Source organism: Pedobacter planticolens, assembly GCF_014172375.1.
Classification (GTDB): Bacteria; Bacteroidota; Bacteroidia; order Sphingobacteriales; family Sphingobacteriaceae; genus Pedobacter; species Pedobacter planticolens.
On sequence record NZ_WNXD01000001.1, the window covers coordinates 987859 to 1009320 of the forward strand.

The 21462-nt window shown below is 35.9% G+C and carries 10 protein-coding genes; all 10 read right to left on the reverse strand.

The features are described from left to right. Positions 1 to 56: 56 nt before the first annotated feature. The 10 genes from GM921_RS04180 to GM921_RS04225 all read right to left on the reverse strand — a co-directional run bounded on the left by GM921_RS04180 (position 57) and on the right by GM921_RS04225 (position 21351). A complete protein-coding gene (locus GM921_RS04180; protein ID WP_182921351.1) occupies positions 57 to 1568 on the reverse strand; it encodes a DUF1501 domain-containing protein in 1512 nt (503 codons plus the stop codon). A 6-nt stretch (positions 1569 to 1574) separates the two neighbouring features. Next, on the reverse strand, positions 1575 to 4313 hold the full coding sequence (locus tag GM921_RS04185) for a DUF1553 domain-containing protein (RefSeq protein ID WP_182921352.1): 2739 nt from the start codon (positions 4311 to 4313) through the stop codon (positions 1575 to 1577). 60 nt (positions 4314 to 4373) lie between these two features. Then, positions 4374 to 5387 carry a zinc-binding alcohol dehydrogenase family protein gene (locus tag GM921_RS04190; protein WP_182921353.1) on the reverse strand — a complete coding sequence of 338 codons (1014 nt, stop codon included), beginning with the start codon at positions 5385 to 5387 and terminating at the stop codon, positions 4374 to 4376. A gap of 61 nt (positions 5388 to 5448) precedes the next feature. Beyond that, on the reverse strand, positions 5449 to 7674 hold the full coding sequence (locus tag GM921_RS04195; RefSeq protein WP_182921354.1) for a glycoside hydrolase family 95 protein: 2226 nt from the start codon (positions 7672 to 7674) through the stop codon (positions 5449 to 5451). Between the two features lie 24 nt (positions 7675 to 7698). Next, positions 7699 to 9885 carry an alpha-galactosidase gene (locus GM921_RS04200; protein WP_182921355.1) on the reverse strand — a complete coding sequence of 729 codons (2187 nt, stop codon included), beginning with the start codon at positions 9883 to 9885 and terminating at the stop codon, positions 7699 to 7701. 183 nt (positions 9886 to 10068) lie between these two features. Beyond that, positions 10069 to 11781: a RagB/SusD family nutrient uptake outer membrane protein gene (locus GM921_RS04205; RefSeq protein WP_182921356.1), complete on the reverse strand. Its 1713-nt coding sequence runs from the start codon at positions 11779 to 11781 to the stop codon at positions 10069 to 10071. Positions 11782 to 11802: 21 nt separating this feature from the next. Continuing rightward, the gene (locus GM921_RS04210; RefSeq protein ID WP_182921357.1) at positions 11803 to 14841 is read right to left on the reverse strand and encodes a SusC/RagA family TonB-linked outer membrane protein; all 3039 of its coding nucleotides are present in this window, start codon (positions 14839 to 14841) and stop codon (positions 11803 to 11805) included. A 24-nt stretch (positions 14842 to 14865) separates the two neighbouring features. Continuing rightward, positions 14866 to 16551: a RagB/SusD family nutrient uptake outer membrane protein gene (locus GM921_RS04215; RefSeq protein ID WP_182921358.1), complete on the reverse strand. Its 1686-nt coding sequence runs from the start codon at positions 16549 to 16551 to the stop codon at positions 14866 to 14868. A gap of 16 nt (positions 16552 to 16567) precedes the next feature. Continuing rightward, the gene (locus tag GM921_RS04220; RefSeq protein WP_182921359.1) at positions 16568 to 19672 is read right to left on the reverse strand and encodes a SusC/RagA family TonB-linked outer membrane protein; all 3105 of its coding nucleotides are present in this window, start codon (positions 19670 to 19672) and stop codon (positions 16568 to 16570) included. A 368-nt stretch (positions 19673 to 20040) separates the two neighbouring features. Further along, positions 20041 to 21351 carry a hypothetical protein gene (locus tag GM921_RS04225; protein WP_182921360.1) on the reverse strand — a complete coding sequence of 437 codons (1311 nt, stop codon included), beginning with the start codon at positions 21349 to 21351 and terminating at the stop codon, positions 20041 to 20043. Positions 21352 to 21462: the final 111 nt, after the last annotated feature.

Here is a 21462-nt window from a genome sequence, read left to right on the forward strand (position 1 = left end):
GTTCATTTGTTCATTGGTCATCCTCATATTCAATAATTCTCACATTCAATAATTAGTTAGGCCACTATCTCCGATATCACTTTCCCAGCAACATCGGTTAATCTAAATGGTCTACCCTGAAAAGGATAAGTAAACTGTTCATGATCAAAACCTAACTGATTTAAAATAGTAGCTTGAATATCAAAAGCATCAACTTTTCCGCTTATTGCGCTGTAACCTATTTCATCGGTTTCACCATGTGTAAACCCTTTTTTAATTCCTCCACCTGCCATCCATATCGTAAATGCTTCTGTATGGTGATCTCTTCCTTTAAATGGATTTTGTATACCATTACGATTCTCCATCATTGGCGTACGCCCAAATTCCCCACCCCAAACTACTAGCGTTTCTTCTAATAAACCACGTTGTTTTAAATCGAGCAATAGGGCCGTTATAGGTCTGTCGATACTGCGGCATTTATTCTTTAATCCAATATTTAATGAATTGCCCGGACTATCACCATGCGCATCCCAACCCCAATCAAATAATTGTACATATCTAACACCCTTCTCTACCAATTTACGAGCAAGCAACACATTATTTGCAAAACATGCTTTACCTGGTTGTGTGCCATACATTTCATGAATATAAGCGGGTTCATCATTAATGTTCATCACCTCTGGTGCAGATATTTGCATCCGATAAGCCATTTCATATTGAGCTATCCGCGATAATATTTCTGGATCATTATACTCTTGATATTGTTGCTCATTAGCTTTATTGATAGCTTCGATAGATGCTTTTCTTAAATCTCTATTCATCCCATCGGGATCTTTTATAAATAGCACAGGATCACCTTCACTACGACATTGTACACCCTGATAAACTGAAGGCAAAAAGCCACTTCCCCAAACACTTTTTCCAGCATCAGGAAAACTACCACCGCTAGTTAATACTACATAGCCCGGTAAATTTTGATTTTCTGAACCCAAGCCATAAGTAACCCAACTTCCCATACTTGGTCTGCCTAATCGTGGCGAACCCGTATGCACTAACAATTGCGCAGGAGCATGGTTAAATTGATCAGTCTTAACTGCTTTTAAGAAACTAACCTCATCTACCATAGTAGAAAAATGCGGTAAATTATCACTTACCAAAGCACCACTTTGTCCATGTTTTGCAAATGTAGCTTGCGGACCAAGCATTTTTGGAACTCCTGTAATGAAGGCGAACTTTTTTCCTGCCAATAAAGATGGGGGACAATCCTGCCCATCCATTTTCATCAGTTCTGGTTTAAAATCAAACAACTCTAATTGAGATGGTGCACCAGCCATATGCAAGTAAATTACACTTTTAGCTTTACCAACAAATGGTGGCGATTTAGCCAACAAAGGATGTGCAGGGTCATAAGCTATTTTGGTTTGTGGGCTAGAGAAAAAATTGCCACAGCCACCTAATAACGAACCCATTGCTAAAGCACCCAATCCCATTGCACTTTCTTTTAAAAAATGGCGACGTGATTGCAACAATGCTTCAGCTTCTTGTGCTTCCTTAATTAATCGATAGGCATTTAGTTCATCTCTTGTCATGATCCATCAATTTTTGGTAATTACTTCATCAAGATTTAACATCGCATTAGCTACTAAAACGAGTGCTGCTTCTTCAGGTTTATACTTCTTTTGTTTATCGCCCATAAAAGCAGATGCACTAGCACCATCTTTTTTAAACGAGGCAAAGGCTTTTGTATATAAATCTTCAAATACTTTTAATCTATTTTGCGGAATAGGTTTGTACAATATCAATTCATATCCTTTTGATATTTTAGATGTACTTGTACTTCCACCAACTTTTTCCATGCGTAGCGCTAGTTTTCTCGCTAAATCAACATACACACTATCGTTTAGTGTAACTAGGGCTTGTAAAGGTGTGTTGGTTCTAATGCGGCGTGGACTGCAAACTATCCGCGATGCGCCATCAAAAGCAATAGCCGATGGGTAAGGAGCAGTTCGTTTCCAATAGGTATAAATTCCTCTTCTATATTTATCTTCTCCAGCACTAAGTCTCCATTTATCGCCATTATAGGGCGAAAACCAAATCCCTTCAGGTTGCCAAGGCATTACTGGTGGACCATACATTTTAGTACTTAATACGCCACAAACCGCTAAACTCTGATCTCTTAATTGCTCAGCACTTAACCTTATTCGCGAGCCTCGAGCATAAAACTTATTAAACAAGTCTTTCTCTTTTAACTCTTCAGTTACTTTACTGTCTTGCCTATAAGTTGCCATCATAACCATTTCTTTCAGCATTTTTTTAATGCTCCAGTTATATTTATACATCAACTGGTAAGCCATAAAATCTAATAATTCTTGGTGAGTAGGAGCCATGCCTTGCGTACCCATATCCTCTAAAGTTTCAACCAAACCAGCTCCATACAATTGCTCCCACAATCTATTCACCATAGTTCTAGATACTAACGGATTTCGTTTATCGGTAAGCCACATAGCTAATCCCATTCTATTGTTTGGAGCATTTTTAGGCATAGCGAAGGCTAGAGATTTTGGTACGCCAACATTTACTTCTTTACCTTTTGATGTCCATGCACCCCGCACAAATACATAGTTTTTGCGGCGCATACTTTCTGGGTTTTCAACCATAATAGGCGTTGTGGGTACTTGAACATTCATTAAGTCTATAAATGTTTTTTTGTACGATATATAATCTGGCTTACCCACACCTGGAAACTGCTTTGTAAAGTAAAACCAATCGAAATAAACCATAAATTCATCAGGGTTTTTAACAGAAGCATTCGTGTATTTTAGGTATACATCTTTTACACCGCTTTGCTTAGCAAAATCTATACTAATATTCTGATTTCCCTTTGTAACGTCAGCTTTCCATGATTTGATAAGAGGTCCATTTGGCGAACCTAAATGCAAGCTCATCGTTCCATTTGGCTTCGTACAATTATATCTCAAAATCAATTGATCAACACCCTCTAAATTCACACCTTTTAACCTCGCAGCCGAATTGTTTTTAAAATATAAAGCAATGTTATGATTACCAATTACCGAATTTACCATTTCATCAGCCGTAGTAGAATTGATGGCTGGCTGTCCAGTCTTTAAAAACAAACTCATTTGATCAGCTCTTTCCTTACCAGAAACGGTTTTAACCCAACTAATTAAGTTGTTGAATTGATTTTGAAGACTATCATTAAACTTTTTAAATAGGGGATATTCTGCAGATACATCTTCATCTCGTGTATTATTAAAATACGACATGAATTTATAGTATTCATCATGTTTAAATGGGTCATAAGGGTGAGCATGACACTGCACACAAGAAAAAGTGGTACTCATTAATCCTTCCCAAGTTGCATTTACCCGATCTAAAACGGCTGCCGTTCTAAACTCTTCATTATTTGTGCCGCCCTCATCGTTGGTAGATGTATTTCTACTAAATGCCGTAGCAATATATTGTTCATCCGATGGGTTTGGAAATAAATCTCCAGCAATTTGATCAGTAATAAACTGATTATAGGGCATATCCTTATTATAAGCCTTAATTACCCAATCTCTATAGCTCCAAATATTTCGATTAGGATCGCTCTCATAACCTTTTGTGTCAGCATAGCGAGCAATATCCAACCACATTGTTGCCCAACGCTCACCGAACTTAGGCGAAGTCAGCAAACTATCTACAAGTACCTCATAAGCTTTTTGTTCATCTTTAGTATTCAAATAAAACTTCGCTAATTTTTCCGATGGATAAGTACCAATCAAATCTAAACTTACCCTTCTTAATAAAGTAGCTTTATCGGCAGTTTTAGAAGGTGTTAATTTATTTTCTTCCAGTTTTGCAAAAATAAATTTATCCAAATCATTGCGCACCCAATCATTATCCACCTCCGGTACCTCCGTAGGTTTTACACTCACATACGCCCAATGATTGCCCCATTTTGCACCTTGTTTTACCCAAGTACTCAAAATATCTATTTCATCATTGTTCAAAGCTGGGTGCTTGTAAGGCATCCGTTCTTCAGGGTCGTCAGATTTTATTCGTTTAATAAACTCGCTGCTATCAGGATTTCCTGGAATGATGGCTGGTTTTCCACTTTTAGTATTTGCCAAAGCTTCTTCCCTAAATAACACGCTAAAACCGCCTTGTTGTTTCACCCCTCCATGACAAGTAATACATTTTTTATTGAGAATTGGTTTAACCTGCGAATTAAAATCAATTTCCTTTTCTGCAGAAAAAAGTGAAAAAGCAATCAAGCATATTGCTATTAAAGCAAATCCAGATGCAAATAATATCTTTCGTTTTGATAACATTTTGTCAATCGTAATTAAAGCAGAGCTGAAATAATTTCAGTTTAAAGCTCACCCTTTATTCTAATATTTTATAGCAATTTTACCAATCGTTTTACCTGATTCTAATAATCGATGTGCCTCCTTAAAATTATCAGCAGTTAATCCTACTAAAGTTTTATTCAAGGTCGATTTTAAAACACCAGCATCAAAAAGCTCACTCATTTTGTTTAAAATATGATGTTGTTCAATCATATCATCTGTTTCAAACATAGAACGCGTATACATTAACTCCCATGAAAAACTAACACTCTTTGTCTTTAATAAATTTAATTGTACAGGTTCATTACTTCCAGTAATAGATGCAATATGTCCCTGTGGTTTAATCAGTTCAACCATGCTATCCCAATACAAATTAGTACTAGCAAAATCAACAATAAAATCTACATATTCAAATCCTGCATTGCGCACCTCATTAACCAAATCTTTATGGTTTACCACCACATCAGCGCCTTGCTCTTCGCACCAAGCTATAGTTTCTGGTCTAGATGCTGTCGCGATTACAGTTAGTCCAGCCAATTCTTTTGCCAATTGAATAGCGATTGAACCAACCCCACCGGCACCTCCAATAATTAAAAGAGTTTTTCCTTTATCTTTTTCAGGATGAATGCGAATACGATCGAAAAGTATTTCCCACGCAGTAACACCAGTTAAAGGCATTACAGCAGCCTCTTCCATACTTAATGAAACTGGCTTTTTTCCTACTATACGTTCGTTAATAACTTGATAAGCCGCATTACTTCCCTGCTTATTCAAATCGCCTGCATAATAAACTTTGTCGCCAACACCGAATAATGTAACCTCACTACCAATTGCTTCTACTATTCCTGCCGCATCCCAGCCAATAATTTTAGGCGTAGCTAAAACAGTTTCTTTTGCACTATTCTGACGAATTTTATAATCTATCGGATTTACTGATACCGCTTCAATCCTTATCAACAGTTCACGACCCAAAGGCTGTGGTATTTCTGTTTCAAACTCAATAAAACTAGTGGTTTCATTAATTGGTAACGATGTTTTAAATCCAACTGCTTTCATAACCTAATCTATTTTTTAATCGGTAATCATCTCGACAACAAAATACTAAATAGTGTTGAAATTATTTTAATACTTTCATTAAATCATACCTTTCTCCCTTTTTAGTTTTAAGAACCGCAGTTTTTCCTTGATATTTCACAGTACAACTACCACCAGCTCTAGCTAAAAGTACAGCAGCAACTAATTTATGATCGCTCCACTTCATATTCAATTCAAAATTGCCCCTTGCTACCAGCCCTTTTACCTCTCCGTCTTTCCAAGCACTAGGTAAAGCAGGTAAAAGTTCAATAAAATCATCCTGACTTTGTAAAAGCATTTCTGTAATGCCAGCTGTTGCACCAAAGTTTCCATCAATTTGAAAAGGCGGATGTGCGCAAAACAAATTAGCATATATTCCACCACCTTTGTTGTAATCCGTACCCGAACCACCAACAGGAGTAATGAAGTTTTGCACTATTTTATAAGCATGATCCCCATCTTTTAACCTAGCCCAAAAATTAATTTTCCAAGCCATAGACCATCCAGTCGATTCATCACCTCGAGCAATTAAACTCACCTTAGCAGCTTTAGCTAATTCAGGGGTTTTAGCAAAACTAATTTCTTTACCAGGGTGTAAACCAAAAAGCTGAGAAACATGTCTATGCTGATCTTTTGGATCATCTCTATCCGTTTCCCATTCCTGCAACTGTCCCCACTTACCAATTTTTGGTTTCAACAAATGAACCCTCAAATCTGAAATATGATTTTTGTAAGCACTATCAATCCCTAATATTTTTGCAGCCTCAATGTAATTAGTAAACAAATCGTACACAATTTGTTGGTCGTGTGTTACCCCATCTTCAGTAGGTCCATGCTCCGGCGACCAGCCCAATGGCGAAACTAAAGTTCCATCTGGTCTTCTTTTTAAATGATCATCCCAAAACTCAGAGATTTCCTTTAAAATAGGATAAGCGAAATTCCTTAAATAAGCCTTATCATTTGTAAAAGCATAATGCTCCCAAAGCGCCTGAGCATACCATGCACTTCCAGGTGTATTCCATAAGTAGCTCATCCCGCCAAAAATATTGTTTTCAGTTCTTACCGTCCAACCGCGGGTATTCGGGTACTCTTTACGCGTATTTACTTTGCTTACCTCACGCATACTATTAATGTAATCTAAATAAGGAATGTGGCATTCCGAAAGGTTAGTCGGTTCAGCCAACCAATAATTCATTTGAATATTAATGTTAGAATGGTAATCACTTCCCCAAGGCGGGTTATTGCTCTCGTTCCAAAGCCCTTGCAGGTTAGCAGGCAAGCCACCCTTTCTCGATGAGCTAATTAACAAGTACCTGCCATATTGAAAGATTAAAGCCTCCAATGCAGCGTCAGCAGTTTTCTTATAATTTATTAAACGCTGATGGGTTGGTACATTAATGTTGCTTGCAGTAGCAACGCCCAAGTTTAAAGAAAAACGATTAAACAATTTTTCATAATCCGCCACATGCGCTTTCAATAAAGCCTCGTACGGTTTTGCAACTGCTTGCTTTAATACACGTTCAATTTTTGGCGCAGGTTCTTCACCCTTCCAATTATCCTCACGCTTATTACTATAATTAGTAGCCGCAGTAAAAATTAAAGTAATCGCATCTGCCTTTTCTATTTTTAATTGCTTATTACCGCTTTCATCTGCAACAATACGACTAGTTCCGTTTTCTATTTTAACCTGTGCAGTAGCCTGATAAGGCATTCCATTAGCTAATTTGCCACTAAATTGAATTTTATTCCCAACAACGGTTGTTAAAGTAGCTCGCATATCTTTTAGCCGAATAGTTGCAGAATAACTAGCCTTTTTATCAGCAACTAACCTCAATACCATTACCTTATCTGGGAAACTACAAAAGTATGTTCGCTTATAATTTACCCCTTTCTGAGCATAACGAATAACATGATTAGCTGTTGCTAAATTAAGCTCACGGCGATAACCAGAAAATGTCTTATCAGCCTGAACGAAATCAATAAACAGATCGCCAAAAGCCTGATAAGCACCCCTGCTATTTTCATCCCCAGTCCAAAGCGTATTATCATTAAATTGAATATGCTCTTGGTTTACTCCGCCAAAAATCATCCCTCCAATTTTTCCATTACCAATAGGGTAGGCTTCAGTCATCCAATCCGTTGCAGGTTTATTATCCCAAAGCAATAAAGAAGGAATTACCTTTTGTTGAGCAAAAATTGGTGTATATAAACCAACTGCTAAGTATAAAAATAGTAGCGTTAGTATAAGTTTATAGTGTGTGTATCGCATAATTTAAAATGTATTGTATTCAATTTAGTTAGTCGCTTTTACGCGTAAAACCACACTAGTTCTATTTCCACTTGCCTGCGGATTAAAACCAACCTTCATTAAAAAATCACCTGAATAAATCTTGTTATTATCAATCGGCGATTTTGCGCCAGGATATAAGTTAATCTCTTCTATCCTATAATTCTTGGTAGCATCTAATCCTTTAAGTGGTATAGGCAGCGAAACCCCATTAGTAAAAAGAGTAGCCACGTAATAGTTAAAAACAATAGCTTCATCCTTAGCATCATTCACATAAGCAATCGAAGCAACCTTGTTTTCATAAGGATCCTGCAAGCGATATTGCTGTCCATGCCAAACAATGTCTTTAAAACTGTTATATGTTTGCACCGCTTGCTGACTAAAAAGCAAATCGTTCTTGCTCAACTCATTTACCTTAACATCATAACCTAATTTACCCATCATTGCCACATCAGTTTTAAATTTAATAGGCTGGTTGCCCATGTCCGTAATATGATTATCAACTGCAATAGAAGGGAAATAGTAAGAATATTCCCATTGTATAAAAATCCTATCGTATGCATTCGTGTTATCACTTGGCCAAAACTCAGTAAAGTATTTTAAAGCACCATAATCAACCCTCGAACCCCCACCAGCACAAAGCATCATCGGTACTTTAGGATATTTTTTGCGTATTCGCTCCAGTACATTGTTTAATCCGTTAACATAGTCAATGTAAAAATGATCCTGATTCTTTAAAGTAGGAGAGTTCGCATTATAAATTAAAGAGTTACAATCCCATTTAATAAAAGCAAGCTCCGGAACCTCCTTAAAAACATTGTCAACAGTTTCATACAAAAAGTCTTGCACCTTAGGGTTCGTTAAATCCAGCACCAACTGGTTGCGCATGTAAAATTCTTTTCTATCAGGCTGTCTAATTATCCAGTCGGGATGATTTTCATACAATTCACTCTTCGGATTAACCATTTCAGGCTCTAACCAAATGCCAAATTTCACACCATTTGCCGTAGCTTCCTTACCTAAAGAACCAATACCGTTTTTTAACTTTTGTTTATTGTATTGCCAATCCCCCAAACCAGAAGTAGAACCATTGCGAGGATATTTGTTCCCAAACCAACCATCATCCAATAAAAAAACATCAACACCCAACTTCTTAGTGTCCTTAGTCAACTCATTTAGCTTTTCATCATTAAAATCAAAATACGTAGTCTCCCAGTTATTTAAAATGGTCAATCGCTCTCCTTTGCCATCCAATAACTGATAATTCCTTGCCCAATCCTGTAAATTTCTACTCGCTAAACCCTTTCCAGCAGATGAGTAGGTATACACAAAATGAGGTGTCACAAAACGCTCACCCGCTTTTAAAGTATAGTTCGATGAAAAGTTATTAATACCAGCAGTTATTCTTAAATAGTACTCATCAAAGGTCTCAAAGTCAAGCTTAAAATTGCCCGACCAAGCTAACGAACCAGCAATTACATCACCACTATCTTCAGTAGCAGGTTCATCTATCGAAACCATAAACGAAGAGGAGTGAAGCAAATTAGCTCTCGTTCCTAACTTCGAATCAATAGTTTTAATGCCATGCAATAATTGTTGCTCCTCAGACCGCATTTCTCGAGTAGCACCACTATAATGGTTTTTCAAAAAGAACTTTCTACCACTTAAAGTAAGGTTAGCCGATGCATATTTGTTCAACACTACAGTCCCTTTTTCCTGATGTTTGATTTCAGTCCATTGCTCAATTACATCCTCATTATAGTAGGCTAAATACTGCAACACCACTTCAAACTTGTACTTCAAATCTTTAAGCACAACACTAGTCAATTTCCTATTCCCATCAAGCTGTTTTTCTTCTACCGATGAAAAAGTAAGAACCGTAGATTTATTTCCATCACCATGTGTTACCGTTAAAGCAGGTTCCAATAAATTAATAGAGCCAGAGGCTATGTAAGCTTCTCTTTTATTAAACAAATCATCAGAACCTGGTCTATATTTATCTAATGTTTGTACCAATGGATATTCACTAACATTAGCCAATTTCTTTCCAACATAGGTTGATAATAAAGAATTGTCCTTATCAGTTTCTAAAACCAAGACGTTATTCTTAGTAACAATCGAAATAGTCTGTTGAGCAAATGTGTTCATCACTAATAAGGAAAATAAAAAAGATAAAAGAAATCTCTGGTTCATACGGTGTGCTTAATGGAATAAGTATTTGGTTAGTAGTATTTAAAAAATAAAACTAGGGTAATTAGGTTATTTGTAGCATACGAAACTTTGCAATAACTAAACGGATTTTGCTTTTTAAAACTTAATAGAATGCTTAAAAGCTCCTGACTTTTGATCAAGAGCTTTTTCTTCTGTTGCTAAAATCTATTTAGTCCAACCAGAATTTTGTTTCAAGTTAGGGTTTGCCAAAATCTCGCGTTGCTGAAAAGGATATAGATTCATATATTCTTTAAATATCCTTGTCTCTACTTGATAAGGAGTATAAGTAAAGGTTGTTGTTCCAGTTTTTACAATTTTCATCCCATAAAAAGGGCCATTAAAAACATCCTTTGCAATATTCCAGCGTCTAGCATCCCAATACCTATGCCCTTCAAAAGCAAGTTCAACACGTCTTTCATTTCTAATTCTATCACGCATTTGTTCTTTTGTTAAGCCAGCAGGTAAATTTGGCATTGTAGCTCTCGTTCTTATTCTATTAATCGCAGTATAAACATCAGCAACAGGTCCTTGCGCTTCATTCAATGCTTCGGCAAAGTCTAAAAGCATTTCTGCCAATCTGAAATAAATAAAATTGTGCTGACTGGCTTGGGTTGTGGTAAGGTTTAAGTTAACATCTAAATGTTTCTTCATGTAATAACCCGTTAAAGATCCATAAACCTTTTGTGGCCCATCTAAGCCGCCATCAAAAGTTTCTATACTTCTTCCTGTTTTAAACAATGCGCCATTGTAAAAAATTGTAGCACCTAACCTTGGGTCTCTATTTAAGTATGGATTAGCTGGGTCATAACCACTTGTTGCATCTGAAATAGGTTTGCCAGATGGTTTCATTTCATACGCATCAACTAAAGATTGTGAAGGATTTATACCTCCTCCAGAACTTCCATCAATACCTATCGGGAAATTTAATACTTCCGGCGTACTAGAATTAGTTGCAGGTCTAGACCAAATTATTTCGGTTAAATTAGTTGTATTGCCTCTAAATAACGCTTCATAACCAGCAATTCCTGCGTTTAATGTCATCGTAGGAGTTACTGGTGTTACATCAAAAAATGGCTTTGCAGCCGTATAGGCAGCCGTCCATTTTGTAGCATCACCACTAGGGTTATTTAAAGGGCTTGCAGCATACAATAAAACCCTTGCTTTTAAAGCTTGTGCAGCCCATTTTGTGGCTCTACCATAATAATTAACTACAGATATGCTTCTTGGTCCTGCAATAAGATAAGAAGTAGGTAATTTAGCCATTGCAGCATCACAATCATCAGAAATTTGTTTCACAACTTCATCATATGTATTTCTTGGTAAATCTAAATCATCATCAACACCAAGCACCTTAGTTACTATTGGCACACCACCATAACGTTTTAATAATTCAGCATAAAAATAAGCTCTTAAAAAAAGTACCTCACCAATAAGCCTATCTTTTTGTTCGGTGGCGGTATAACCGTTTATTTTAACATCAGCAGTATGGTCTTTTAATTTAACCAAATCTATTTTACTAAAAAATAGGTTGCATTTACGTATACCAGCATAATATGATGAATATTTATCATCAGCGTTTATGGTAATTCCCCAGCTATCATTAGTAAAACGATAAGCACCATTACCAGGATTACCATGTCTGGCATCATCTGTAGCTGCTTCGTTTAACGTTCCAGAAAAATCTGCATATCCACTTGGGATAGTGGCATAAATATCAGTTACAAAATCTGTAGCATAATTAATATAACCAAAAACAAGGGAGTCTTTTACCTCTATATCCAGAGGTCTATCTAAAACACTTTTCTTACAAGAAGTAATGCTTGCAATTAGGCAAAAAACCATGCCTATACAAGTGATTAATTTTATCGTGGTTTTCATAAAGTTTATTTATTTATGAGGTTAAAATTCTACATTAAAGCCTAAGTTGAACGATTTTGTTCTTGGATAACTACCCAAACCTGCACCTATAAATTCAGGATCTAAATTAGAAGGCAAATCACTCCAGGTATATAAGTTAAAACTGCTGACAAAGAAGCGGGCGTTTGCCAACTTCACTTTGCTTACCAATGATTGTGGTAACGAATATCCAAGTTCTACAGTTTTTAATCTTAAATAGCTACCGTCTCTAGTCCAAAATGATGATGATTGATAATTATTGGCATTATCACCTAATGATAGGCGAGGAGATGTTGCGGTTGCAGTTGTTGCTGGTGTCCATCTGTTCAACACAAAGTCGGTTGGTTTATTGCCACCACTAAATCCAGATGTTCCAGCGTATAATATACTAACTGTTCTGCTGCCTGCACCTTGAAACAATACCTTCATGTCAAAGCCTTTGTAAGCAACATCTAAACTAGCTCCGTAGTATAGTTGTGGTAAGTTCGGATTACCTAAACTAACTTGGTCATACACATCAATTACACCATCATTATTTTCATCTTTATATTTGATGTCGCCTGGTTTAACATTGCTAAAGTTTTGACGTGGGCTGTTGTTAATATCATTTTGATCTTTAAAAAAGCCAATTGAAGTTAAACCAAATGGTGTTCCTAACGGATTACCTGTGCGATACAAATAACTATATGGTTGTATCTGTTCTTCCATGTTGGTTATTTTGTTTTTAACGAAAGAACCTAATGCATGTACAGCGAATGAAAGATCCCCAATTTTACGCTGATAATAGATATCCCAATCAATGCCTTTGTTTTCCATAATACCCACATTGGTAGGTTTGGTTGTAAAACCACCAATGCTAGAAATTGATGACGGATAAGCTAATATGTCATTTCTTCTTTCTTGAAAAACGTCAATGCTGCCGCCAATACTGTGTTTAAAAAACTCAAAATCTAAACCAATATTTGCAATTTTGTTAGTTTCCCAAGTAATGTTTTCATTTCCTAATTGTCCTTCTCTACGACCAGCTGCACTAGCCGGGGTATTGCCAAATACATAGCTACTTCCAGTTTCGTAATTGCTTAAATACAGGTAACGTGCTCTAGCGTCGCCACCAATACCAAAATCGGTATTTCCTAATATGCCATAAGATGCACGAAGTTTGAATAAATCAATTTTAGCATTTTGCATAAAATCCTCATTGCTTACAATCCATCCTAATGCAAGCGAAGGGAAAAACCCATATCTATCGCCTTTTGGTAAGTTTTCACTACCATTATAGCCCGCATTAAATTCAGCTACGTATTTTTTATTGTAATTGTAAAATACTCTACCAAAAAAGCCTTGGGTGGCATAAGGGTAATCATCCCCAGACTTAGTGTTTACGCTTTGGTTAAAGCCCACGTTGGCATTAAGTTCGTGTTTTGTACCAAATGTTCTTTGATAATCAACTTTGCCCCAAAAGATGTTTAATCTATCTTGAGAAGCCGTTCTGCCTCTTACTGCTAATGAAACATCATTTCCGAATTTTTGATAAGAACCATTTGACTGAAGTTCATAACTGGCAAAATCCATTGTTCTACCTTCAATATTATTGTATGAATTATAATAAGAGAAAGCAGCAGTTGCACTTAATCCTTGAACTAATTTGTTAAAATTTTGATTTATCCTTGTAGTACCTAACAAATTACGCGTTGCAATATTGGTATAACCAGTGTTCGTAATAATACCATAAGGGTTTCTCGCATATTGGCTATTACCACCAATGTTACCATTACTATAAATCATTGGGAAAAGCCCTGATGGGTACCTAGAAAGATTTAACCAAATCCCATTTGTACCACTTGATCCAGCACCTGGAGATTTTTGATTTTCTAATCGGCCACCCAAATCAACTGATGCAGTTAAACTTGGAGTAATTGCAAAATCAATATTTGTTCTAAAGTTGTAACGATCAAATGAGTTATTGCTATTAAACTGATATAGTTTTTCAGGAACATCACCATATTTAAAAAGACCTCCTTGTTTGGCATAACCTAAGAGGACAAAATAGCGTACTGCATTAGAACCTCCAGAAAAGGTAAGGTTATATTTTTGTTGAACTGCCTCAGTTTTTATCAATTCTTTATACCAATCTACATCAGGATATTGATCCATATTTCTATTTGGATCATCATATGCTGCTATTTGTGTTGGCGTAAAACGAATTGGAAGTCCATCATTAACAGCAGCTTCATTATACAAGGTCATATAATCTTTAGCGCCTAAGTAATTTTGTGGCGCATTCGGCTTGATAAAACCAAATTGAGAGTAAAAATTAATCTTGTTCTGATAAGCAACACCTCTTTTCGTAGTTACAATTAATGCTTTATTAGCACCAGTAATACCATAAGTGCCATTAGCAGTAGCATCTTTCAAAATAGATATTTGATCAATTTCTAAGGGATCTAACTGACTAAATGTTAATGGAACATTATCTACATAAGTACTAATGCCGCTAAAATTATAAGTGCTGGTTCCTCTAATGTAAAGTGCAGATCCATCATAACCAGGTTCATCACTACCTTGTACAGTAATTAAACCAGCCATGCTACCGGCTAAGGAGTTGGAGTTGTTAAGATTATGATATCTCGACATTTCATTACCCGTAATGGTATTAATTGAGCCTGCGTAATACTTTTTGGTAGTAGTTGTATTCCAAGGTAATAAGATATTCCCATCAAAGTTTTGCTCGGTTTGCAAAACTAGTGCGTTATAATCTTTTATTGTATTAGCAGCCTGTTTAAATGGTAAATAGCCAGATTTACTAATACGTACAGTATCAATATCCTTATCTGTTAGCGTAAATTCGCCTTTAGCATTACTAATAATAGGATATTTTGGGTTTCCTGCATCAATTCTGGCCCCAACAATGGGTTTTCCAAATTGATCTTTCACCACTCCTTTAGTTACGTCTTGTGCAAAAGCATTTAGTGCAACTAAACAAATTAGGTTTAATGTGGTTACAAAAACCAGGGTTTTTATGTTTTTTAAAAAAATATTCATCATAAAATTGTTAAGCGTTAAAAATTAATAACCTGGATTTTGAACGATGTTTGCCCCTTTAAATATTTCTACATCTGGTATAGGGTATAAATACATTCTGGGATTAAATTTTCTAACCTCTAACGTATAGCGGTTATGAGTTATAGTAGATCCATTTTTCTCTACTACAAAACCTTGAAAAGGTCCATTATCGGTTTGATCTGCAATTTTCCAGCGCCTCACGTCAAAATACCGTTGATTTTCGAAAGCCAGTTCTACTGCACGTTCGTTTCGTATACGTAAGCGCATTTGCTCTTTAGTTAAACCCGCTGGTAGACCAGGCATAAGTACGGTTGCTCTGTTTCTTACAGCATTAATTGCAGTATATGACTCGGTAGTAGGGCCATTAACTTCATTTGCCGCTTCGGCTAACATCAGGTATATATCCGCCAATCTTATAAAATGATATTTTGTAACAATGGCCGCATTATCTGGTCGTTGGAATTTTTTAATGGTCATAGCAGTTTGATTTTGGCTACCCCAATCTAAACCTGGTAAGTTGTTGTTTGAGATATCTTTTGCCCAAAACTCCATCGTGTTTCCTCGCCACAAATCACCATTTCTTAATACGCTAAAAGCTAAACGCGGATCACGGTTAACCCACCATTGCTGTTCATTATAACCAGAACCAGCATCGGTAATGGCTAAGCCTGATTTCATTTCAAATTTATCGACCAAATTAAGTGAAACATCAAATCCTGTAAAACCACCCATACGGTTTGGTGGATCGAAATAAGTATTAGATTGGCTAGAAGCTTGTCTGTACCAGATAATTTCTTTATTATTTGGATCTCTTGATTCAGTAAAAAGTTTATCGAAACCACCTGCGTATAATGTGTAATAATTTGCACCAGTTACATTTTTGGTAAAAAAATCACGTGCAGCATCGAGTGCTAATTGCCAACGATTAGGGTCAGCATTTGCATATCCAGTAATTTCGTTTCCAGATCCATTAAACAATGGACTAGCTGCATATAACAATACTTTTGTTTTTAGTGCAGCACAAGCTGCTGCTGTTGCTCTACCTCTTTCTAAATCAGTTGGCGGCGACCATGGCAATACTGCAGCAGCAGAGTCTAATTGCTTAACAATAAAATCTACACATTCTGAATACTTAGCTCGTTTTAAGCTTTTCTTCAGCTCTGCCTGTGCATCAAAATCTTTAATCTGCTCATAATCTACTGGGGAAGTAACAATAGGAATACCCCCATATTTTTTCAGTAATTCACTGTAAAAGAAAGCTCTTAAAAAGCGAGCTTCGGCCAAATACTGATCTTTTAATGCTGGTGTAAAAGTCATTAAATCTTTATTGGCCAATAGGATATTGCATTTTCTTATTTTGCGATAATTATCAGTTAATGCGGCATTATCAGGGTTGTTACTACCATCAAAAGAACCCACATTGCTTCCATTAGAAGGGTAATAAGGATAACCTGCTTCTGCTTCATCACTCATATTGGTAAAACTGGTGCCCGCTCCAAACTCATCTGGTCCGCCTGTTAAATCGGCATAAATATTAGCTAAAAACCCAGCCGCTTGTAATTGATTGCCAAAAATTGCTTTTGCATCAACTACGCTTACTGGTGGCGATGATAAAAAGTCTTTCTTACATGCTGTAACTAATGATAGCGGAATAAGAAATGCTAGCGTATATTTTATAAATGTCTTCATTTTTTTAAATTTTAGGTTAGAAAGAAACACTTGCGCCAAAATTGAAAACGCGTTGCTGTGGATAATACCAAGCCCTTAAATCTCTATTCTCTGGATCTATATATTTTATTTTATCCCAAGTGTATAAATTAGCGCCGTTGGCATAAACTCTTGCATTTTTAAGTCCGATTTTACTTATCCAGCTATTCGGAAGTGCAAAGCCCAACTCAACAGATTTAATTCGCAGGTAACTTGCATCTATGGTCCAAAAATCACTAGGTAAATAGTTGTGTTGACTAGCATTTGGAGATGATGATAACCTTGGGTAGGTAGCAGTTGCAGCTGTTGCTGGTGTCCATCTGCCTAAGTGTATATCCATTACCTTGGCCTTGTTAAAAAATTCGTATCCAGCTTCTAACGTTCTTACCATTGATGTTTTACTTGCACCCTGCAGTAATAAGCTAAAATCGAAGTTCTTATAATTTAACCCTAAAGTACCACCATAGGTGAACACAGGAATTAGTGGGTTTCCTACTGGTACTTGGTCGTATATATCTATAATTCCATCACCGTTTTGATCTATATATTTAAAATCACCTGGTTGTAACTTTCCAAGCGGACCAGGATCTGCAGATGACTTTGCCCACCCATCAATTTCTGCCTGACTATTAAAGAAACCAGCAGTTTGGTAGCCCCATTGTTGTCCAATTGATTGACCTGTTCGTCTCATCCATGGATATTTTTTTCCAGCTTCGTCACTAAAAATTATTTTGTTTCGTGCATAGTTCAAATTTGCTTTAATCGCATAACCAAAATTGTTGATCTTTTTACTATGGCCTATCTCTATTTCATAACCTTTGTTTTCTACAATACCAAGATTGATGATTGGTGATGTTTGACCAAAAGTTGCTGGTATATTGCCATATCTACTTAATATGTTACTTCGTTTATCATAAAATACATCCACATTAAGTGTAATTTGATTTTTGAAGAAAGCACTCTCTAAACCGATATTGGCTTTGTTGGCCTTTTCCCAAGTTACAATTGGATTTCCAAATGCGCCTTCAACATAACCAGCTACTGCATTGTTATTGGTTAGTCCGAAAGAATATCCTGTTCCAGTTGTATAAGAATTTTGGAAAAATAAAAAGCGGTCTGTTGTATTCGTTTCGGCACCATATTTATCATTACCTACCTGGCCATATGATCCTCTAATTTTAAGTAAACTGATCCACATTACTGGTTTCATAAACTCTTCATTTGTAGCTACCCAACCTGCAGATACGGATGGGAAAAATCCATACTTTTTATGAGTGGGAAAGTTCTCTGAACCATTATACCCTAAATTTGCTTCAAACAAATATTTATCGTCGTAGTTATAAGTAGCTCTACTTACCAATCCTTGATAAGAAAGTGGCCAATCATACGCTGCATTATTTCTAATTTTTCGGCTTCTATTGCCAAGTATTAATCCAGTTATGGTGTTTTTGCCAAATGTTGTCGTATAATTTAAACCCGCCTCCATATAAGTTGTTCTCGCTACGCCTGGATCAAATGTTTGAGAAAAACCTAAAGTAGGAGTGTATGAGCCTGATGCATCACTATAGATATAAGAGCCATCTGGATTTTTACCTAATAATCTATACCTTAAATTATCAGCATAAGAACGTGTTATGGTTTGTATGTATTCATTGGTAAAAGATACATTGGTTTTAAAACTTAAGCCTTTAAGTAATGAACTTAATTTATAATCTAATGCAACTGTACCTTCTAGTTTATTGTTATACTCTCTAACAAAACCCGATTGGTACTGTGCCATGATACTGGCCTGTCTAAAATTGAAAGCATAAGAACCATCTGGATTTAGTAAAGGAGAATTATTTGGCGGGTAGGTGTAAAGCGAACTCATTAAAGCTGAAGTACCTGCCGAAGGTCCATTGCGTAATTCTGCCCTTGCAGCTAAATTAGCTGATATTCTTAGGTTTGGTGTTACATCTAAATCTACATTAGACCTGAAATTGTAACGACTATAATTTACATTGGCATTAAAAGGGTTTTCGTCTGGCCCAGTGTGTTTAAATAAACCATCTTGAGAAAAATAACTTCCTGAGACAAAGTATTTAGCAATTCTTGTTCCGCCAGATACATTAGCATTTACCTGATATTGCTGCGCTGTAGGCTTTAAAAATTCCTTAAAATAATCTACATCAGGATATAGATATGGGTCGGTATGGTTTTTAGTGTTATCTAAAGCAGTTTGAGAATAAGCATAAAAAGGACCTTTGCCTTCATTTGCGTAAGCTTCATTTAATAAGAGCGAATAATTATAGGCATCTAAGAAATTTGGTAAACGGGTTGGCTCTTGTATAGCATTGTTTGCACTCACACTAACTACAGGTTTACCTAGTACACCACGTTTGGTAGTGACCAATACTACACCATTCGCGCCTCTAACACCATAAACAGCAGTAGCTGATGCATCTTTTAAGATACTAATGTTTTCTACCTCATTTACGTCAATGGTACTAAAATTACGCTCTATCCCATCAACCAAAATTAAAGGAGTAGCATTGTTATAGGTTCCTTGCCCTCTAATGAATAGTGCAGCTGCATCTCTGCCTGGATCGCCAGAAGTTTGTTGCCCAATTAATCCAGGCAGTCTGCCCATCAAGGCGTTGTTAAGGTTAGCAACAGGCGATTGCTTTAATTCTTTTGATGAAACTGTTGAAATTGCAGCTGTAACACTTACTTTTTTCTGGGCACCAAAGCCAACAATAACCACCTCATCCAATCCATTCTTATCTTCTTCTAATGAGGCATTAATAATTGCGCTTTCACCTACAAGAACTTCTTTAGCTATAAAACCAACATACTTTATAATAAGAATATCGCCTTTATTAGCATCAATCTTGTAGTTTCCATCTTGATCTGTGATAGCAGCTTTTTGTGTGCCCTTAATAGTTACACTAGCGCCAGGGAGCCCTTCGCCTTTTTCATCTGTTACTTTCCCCCTAATTTCTTTAAAGAGATTTTTGGTTGTTGTTTCATAAATATCCGTATTGGCGTACAGAGGCTGATTGATTAGCTGAATGCCTAATACAAGTATAAAAACAGTTACCAGTTTGGTAAAAAATTTACTCATGCTGTTTAGATTTGGTTTGTAGATTTAATAATTAGTTTTTTGGTATAAGTAAATCTACTAGGAAGCAAAGCCTTTAATTGCCGAATGCATTATCCAAAGAAAAAGCAAAAGATTGTATAAGTTAAAATATTGATTTTCAAATATTTATATACAATTATGAAATTAGAATGTACAAGGGAGTTTAATGGATAAGTTAAATTTTACTGCAAAAATTGACTGCGTAAACATTAGTTTTGAAGTAAAAAGGACCTAATAGCGATTTTTTGCTACAGATTTTTTACAAAGCGAAAATAAAAAGGGCAATTGTTTTTGAATGAGTTAATCCAATCAGATGTAATTCAATAAGTTATAGGTAAATAGAACTAGAATTAAAATTTTTCGCCAGTCTTAATATCCGACAATTGGAAATTTTGGAAAGATCCAATACCTGCAAATAGTATTTTTATACCCATTAATTTGCCAATAGGTTTGTTATAGGATGTTGTAAACACCTCTTTGTTCTCAATATAGAGCTTAACATGCTTGTTTTCAATGCGTAATTTTAAAAGTGCTCCATTGGTTAGGTCATGGCCAAGTGCTCGAAGATCATTTTTATCGCCATCTTGTTCAATTTCTGAAAACTTAAAAGTACTCCACGCCACACATTCTGGTTTAATAAGACTAAGATAGTGTAAGTCTTTTTCTCCATAAATAATCAGATCAACTTGAGAGCATCGAACGCCTGGTCGGTTAGCAGATGTTTTAATGTTAGCACTAACTTCAAAATTATCTGCATTAATAGTGGTTGGTTTTACATTAGCGAAAGAGACGAAAAAAGTTTTATTGGTATCAATACCAGCATTAAGTACTTCTCTTGCTGATACAAGGTAATTTTGCTGCTCTTTCTCAATATTTTTAAAAATGGGATATACCCTAGTTGTATCATGTTGCATAGTTGCAATGATATCCCAACCTTTACTCTGAAGGTAAACTGATGCAGTATCTATAGGTGTCTTATTATGATATAGCACAGGAAAGTACATACCAGGAGCTTCGTAATAGTGATTGACTAAACTATCTTTAAAATTTGATTTTTTAGGTTTGAAATCTGCAAAATCTATATTGAAATTAGAAGAATCATCTGTTAAAGTCCCTTTTATGTCCAGTTTAAATATAGCCGAATGCGGAACTTGCCCATTTGGATTGAGGCAAACTAATTTTACATTACTTATGAAATCGTCGCTTTTATAGAAATAGAAAAGACTTAAAATTACGGCAAGTAAAAAAATACCAACACCTATAAATAGAGTAGTATAGCGTTTCTTTTTTTTAATACTCTTTTCAGGTAATTGTTTATTGTTTTCAACCTGAGTTGCAACATTTTTTTCCTTAGTAATCGGATGTAAAAGCTCAAATTCATACCAATCTCTAAAGCCAATAAATTGCGCAAGTGCATCTCTAGTTGCTTTTTGTGGGTAATAACGTGTGGATGTTTTAAGTTTGCCAAATATCCTTTTCAGTGTATTTTCACTAAGGTTAACTTTAGTTTGGCGATGCAACAAACCACTTAACCTAACATAATCACTATTTTTCCATTCGGCTATATCTTTATCTCCAACCTTTAAGGCAACTTTCTGACAACACATGTCCAATTGTTGGAAGAAAATCGAATTTTCACCTTGTACAGAATGTATATCCATTGGTTTTAAGATGCTGTTTTTTAGTTAGTTGCCTTATGAATAATATTGGTAATGCGTTTGGATAATCCTTTTTGGATTTGCTTCGTTGTCGAATACTAAATTTACATAACA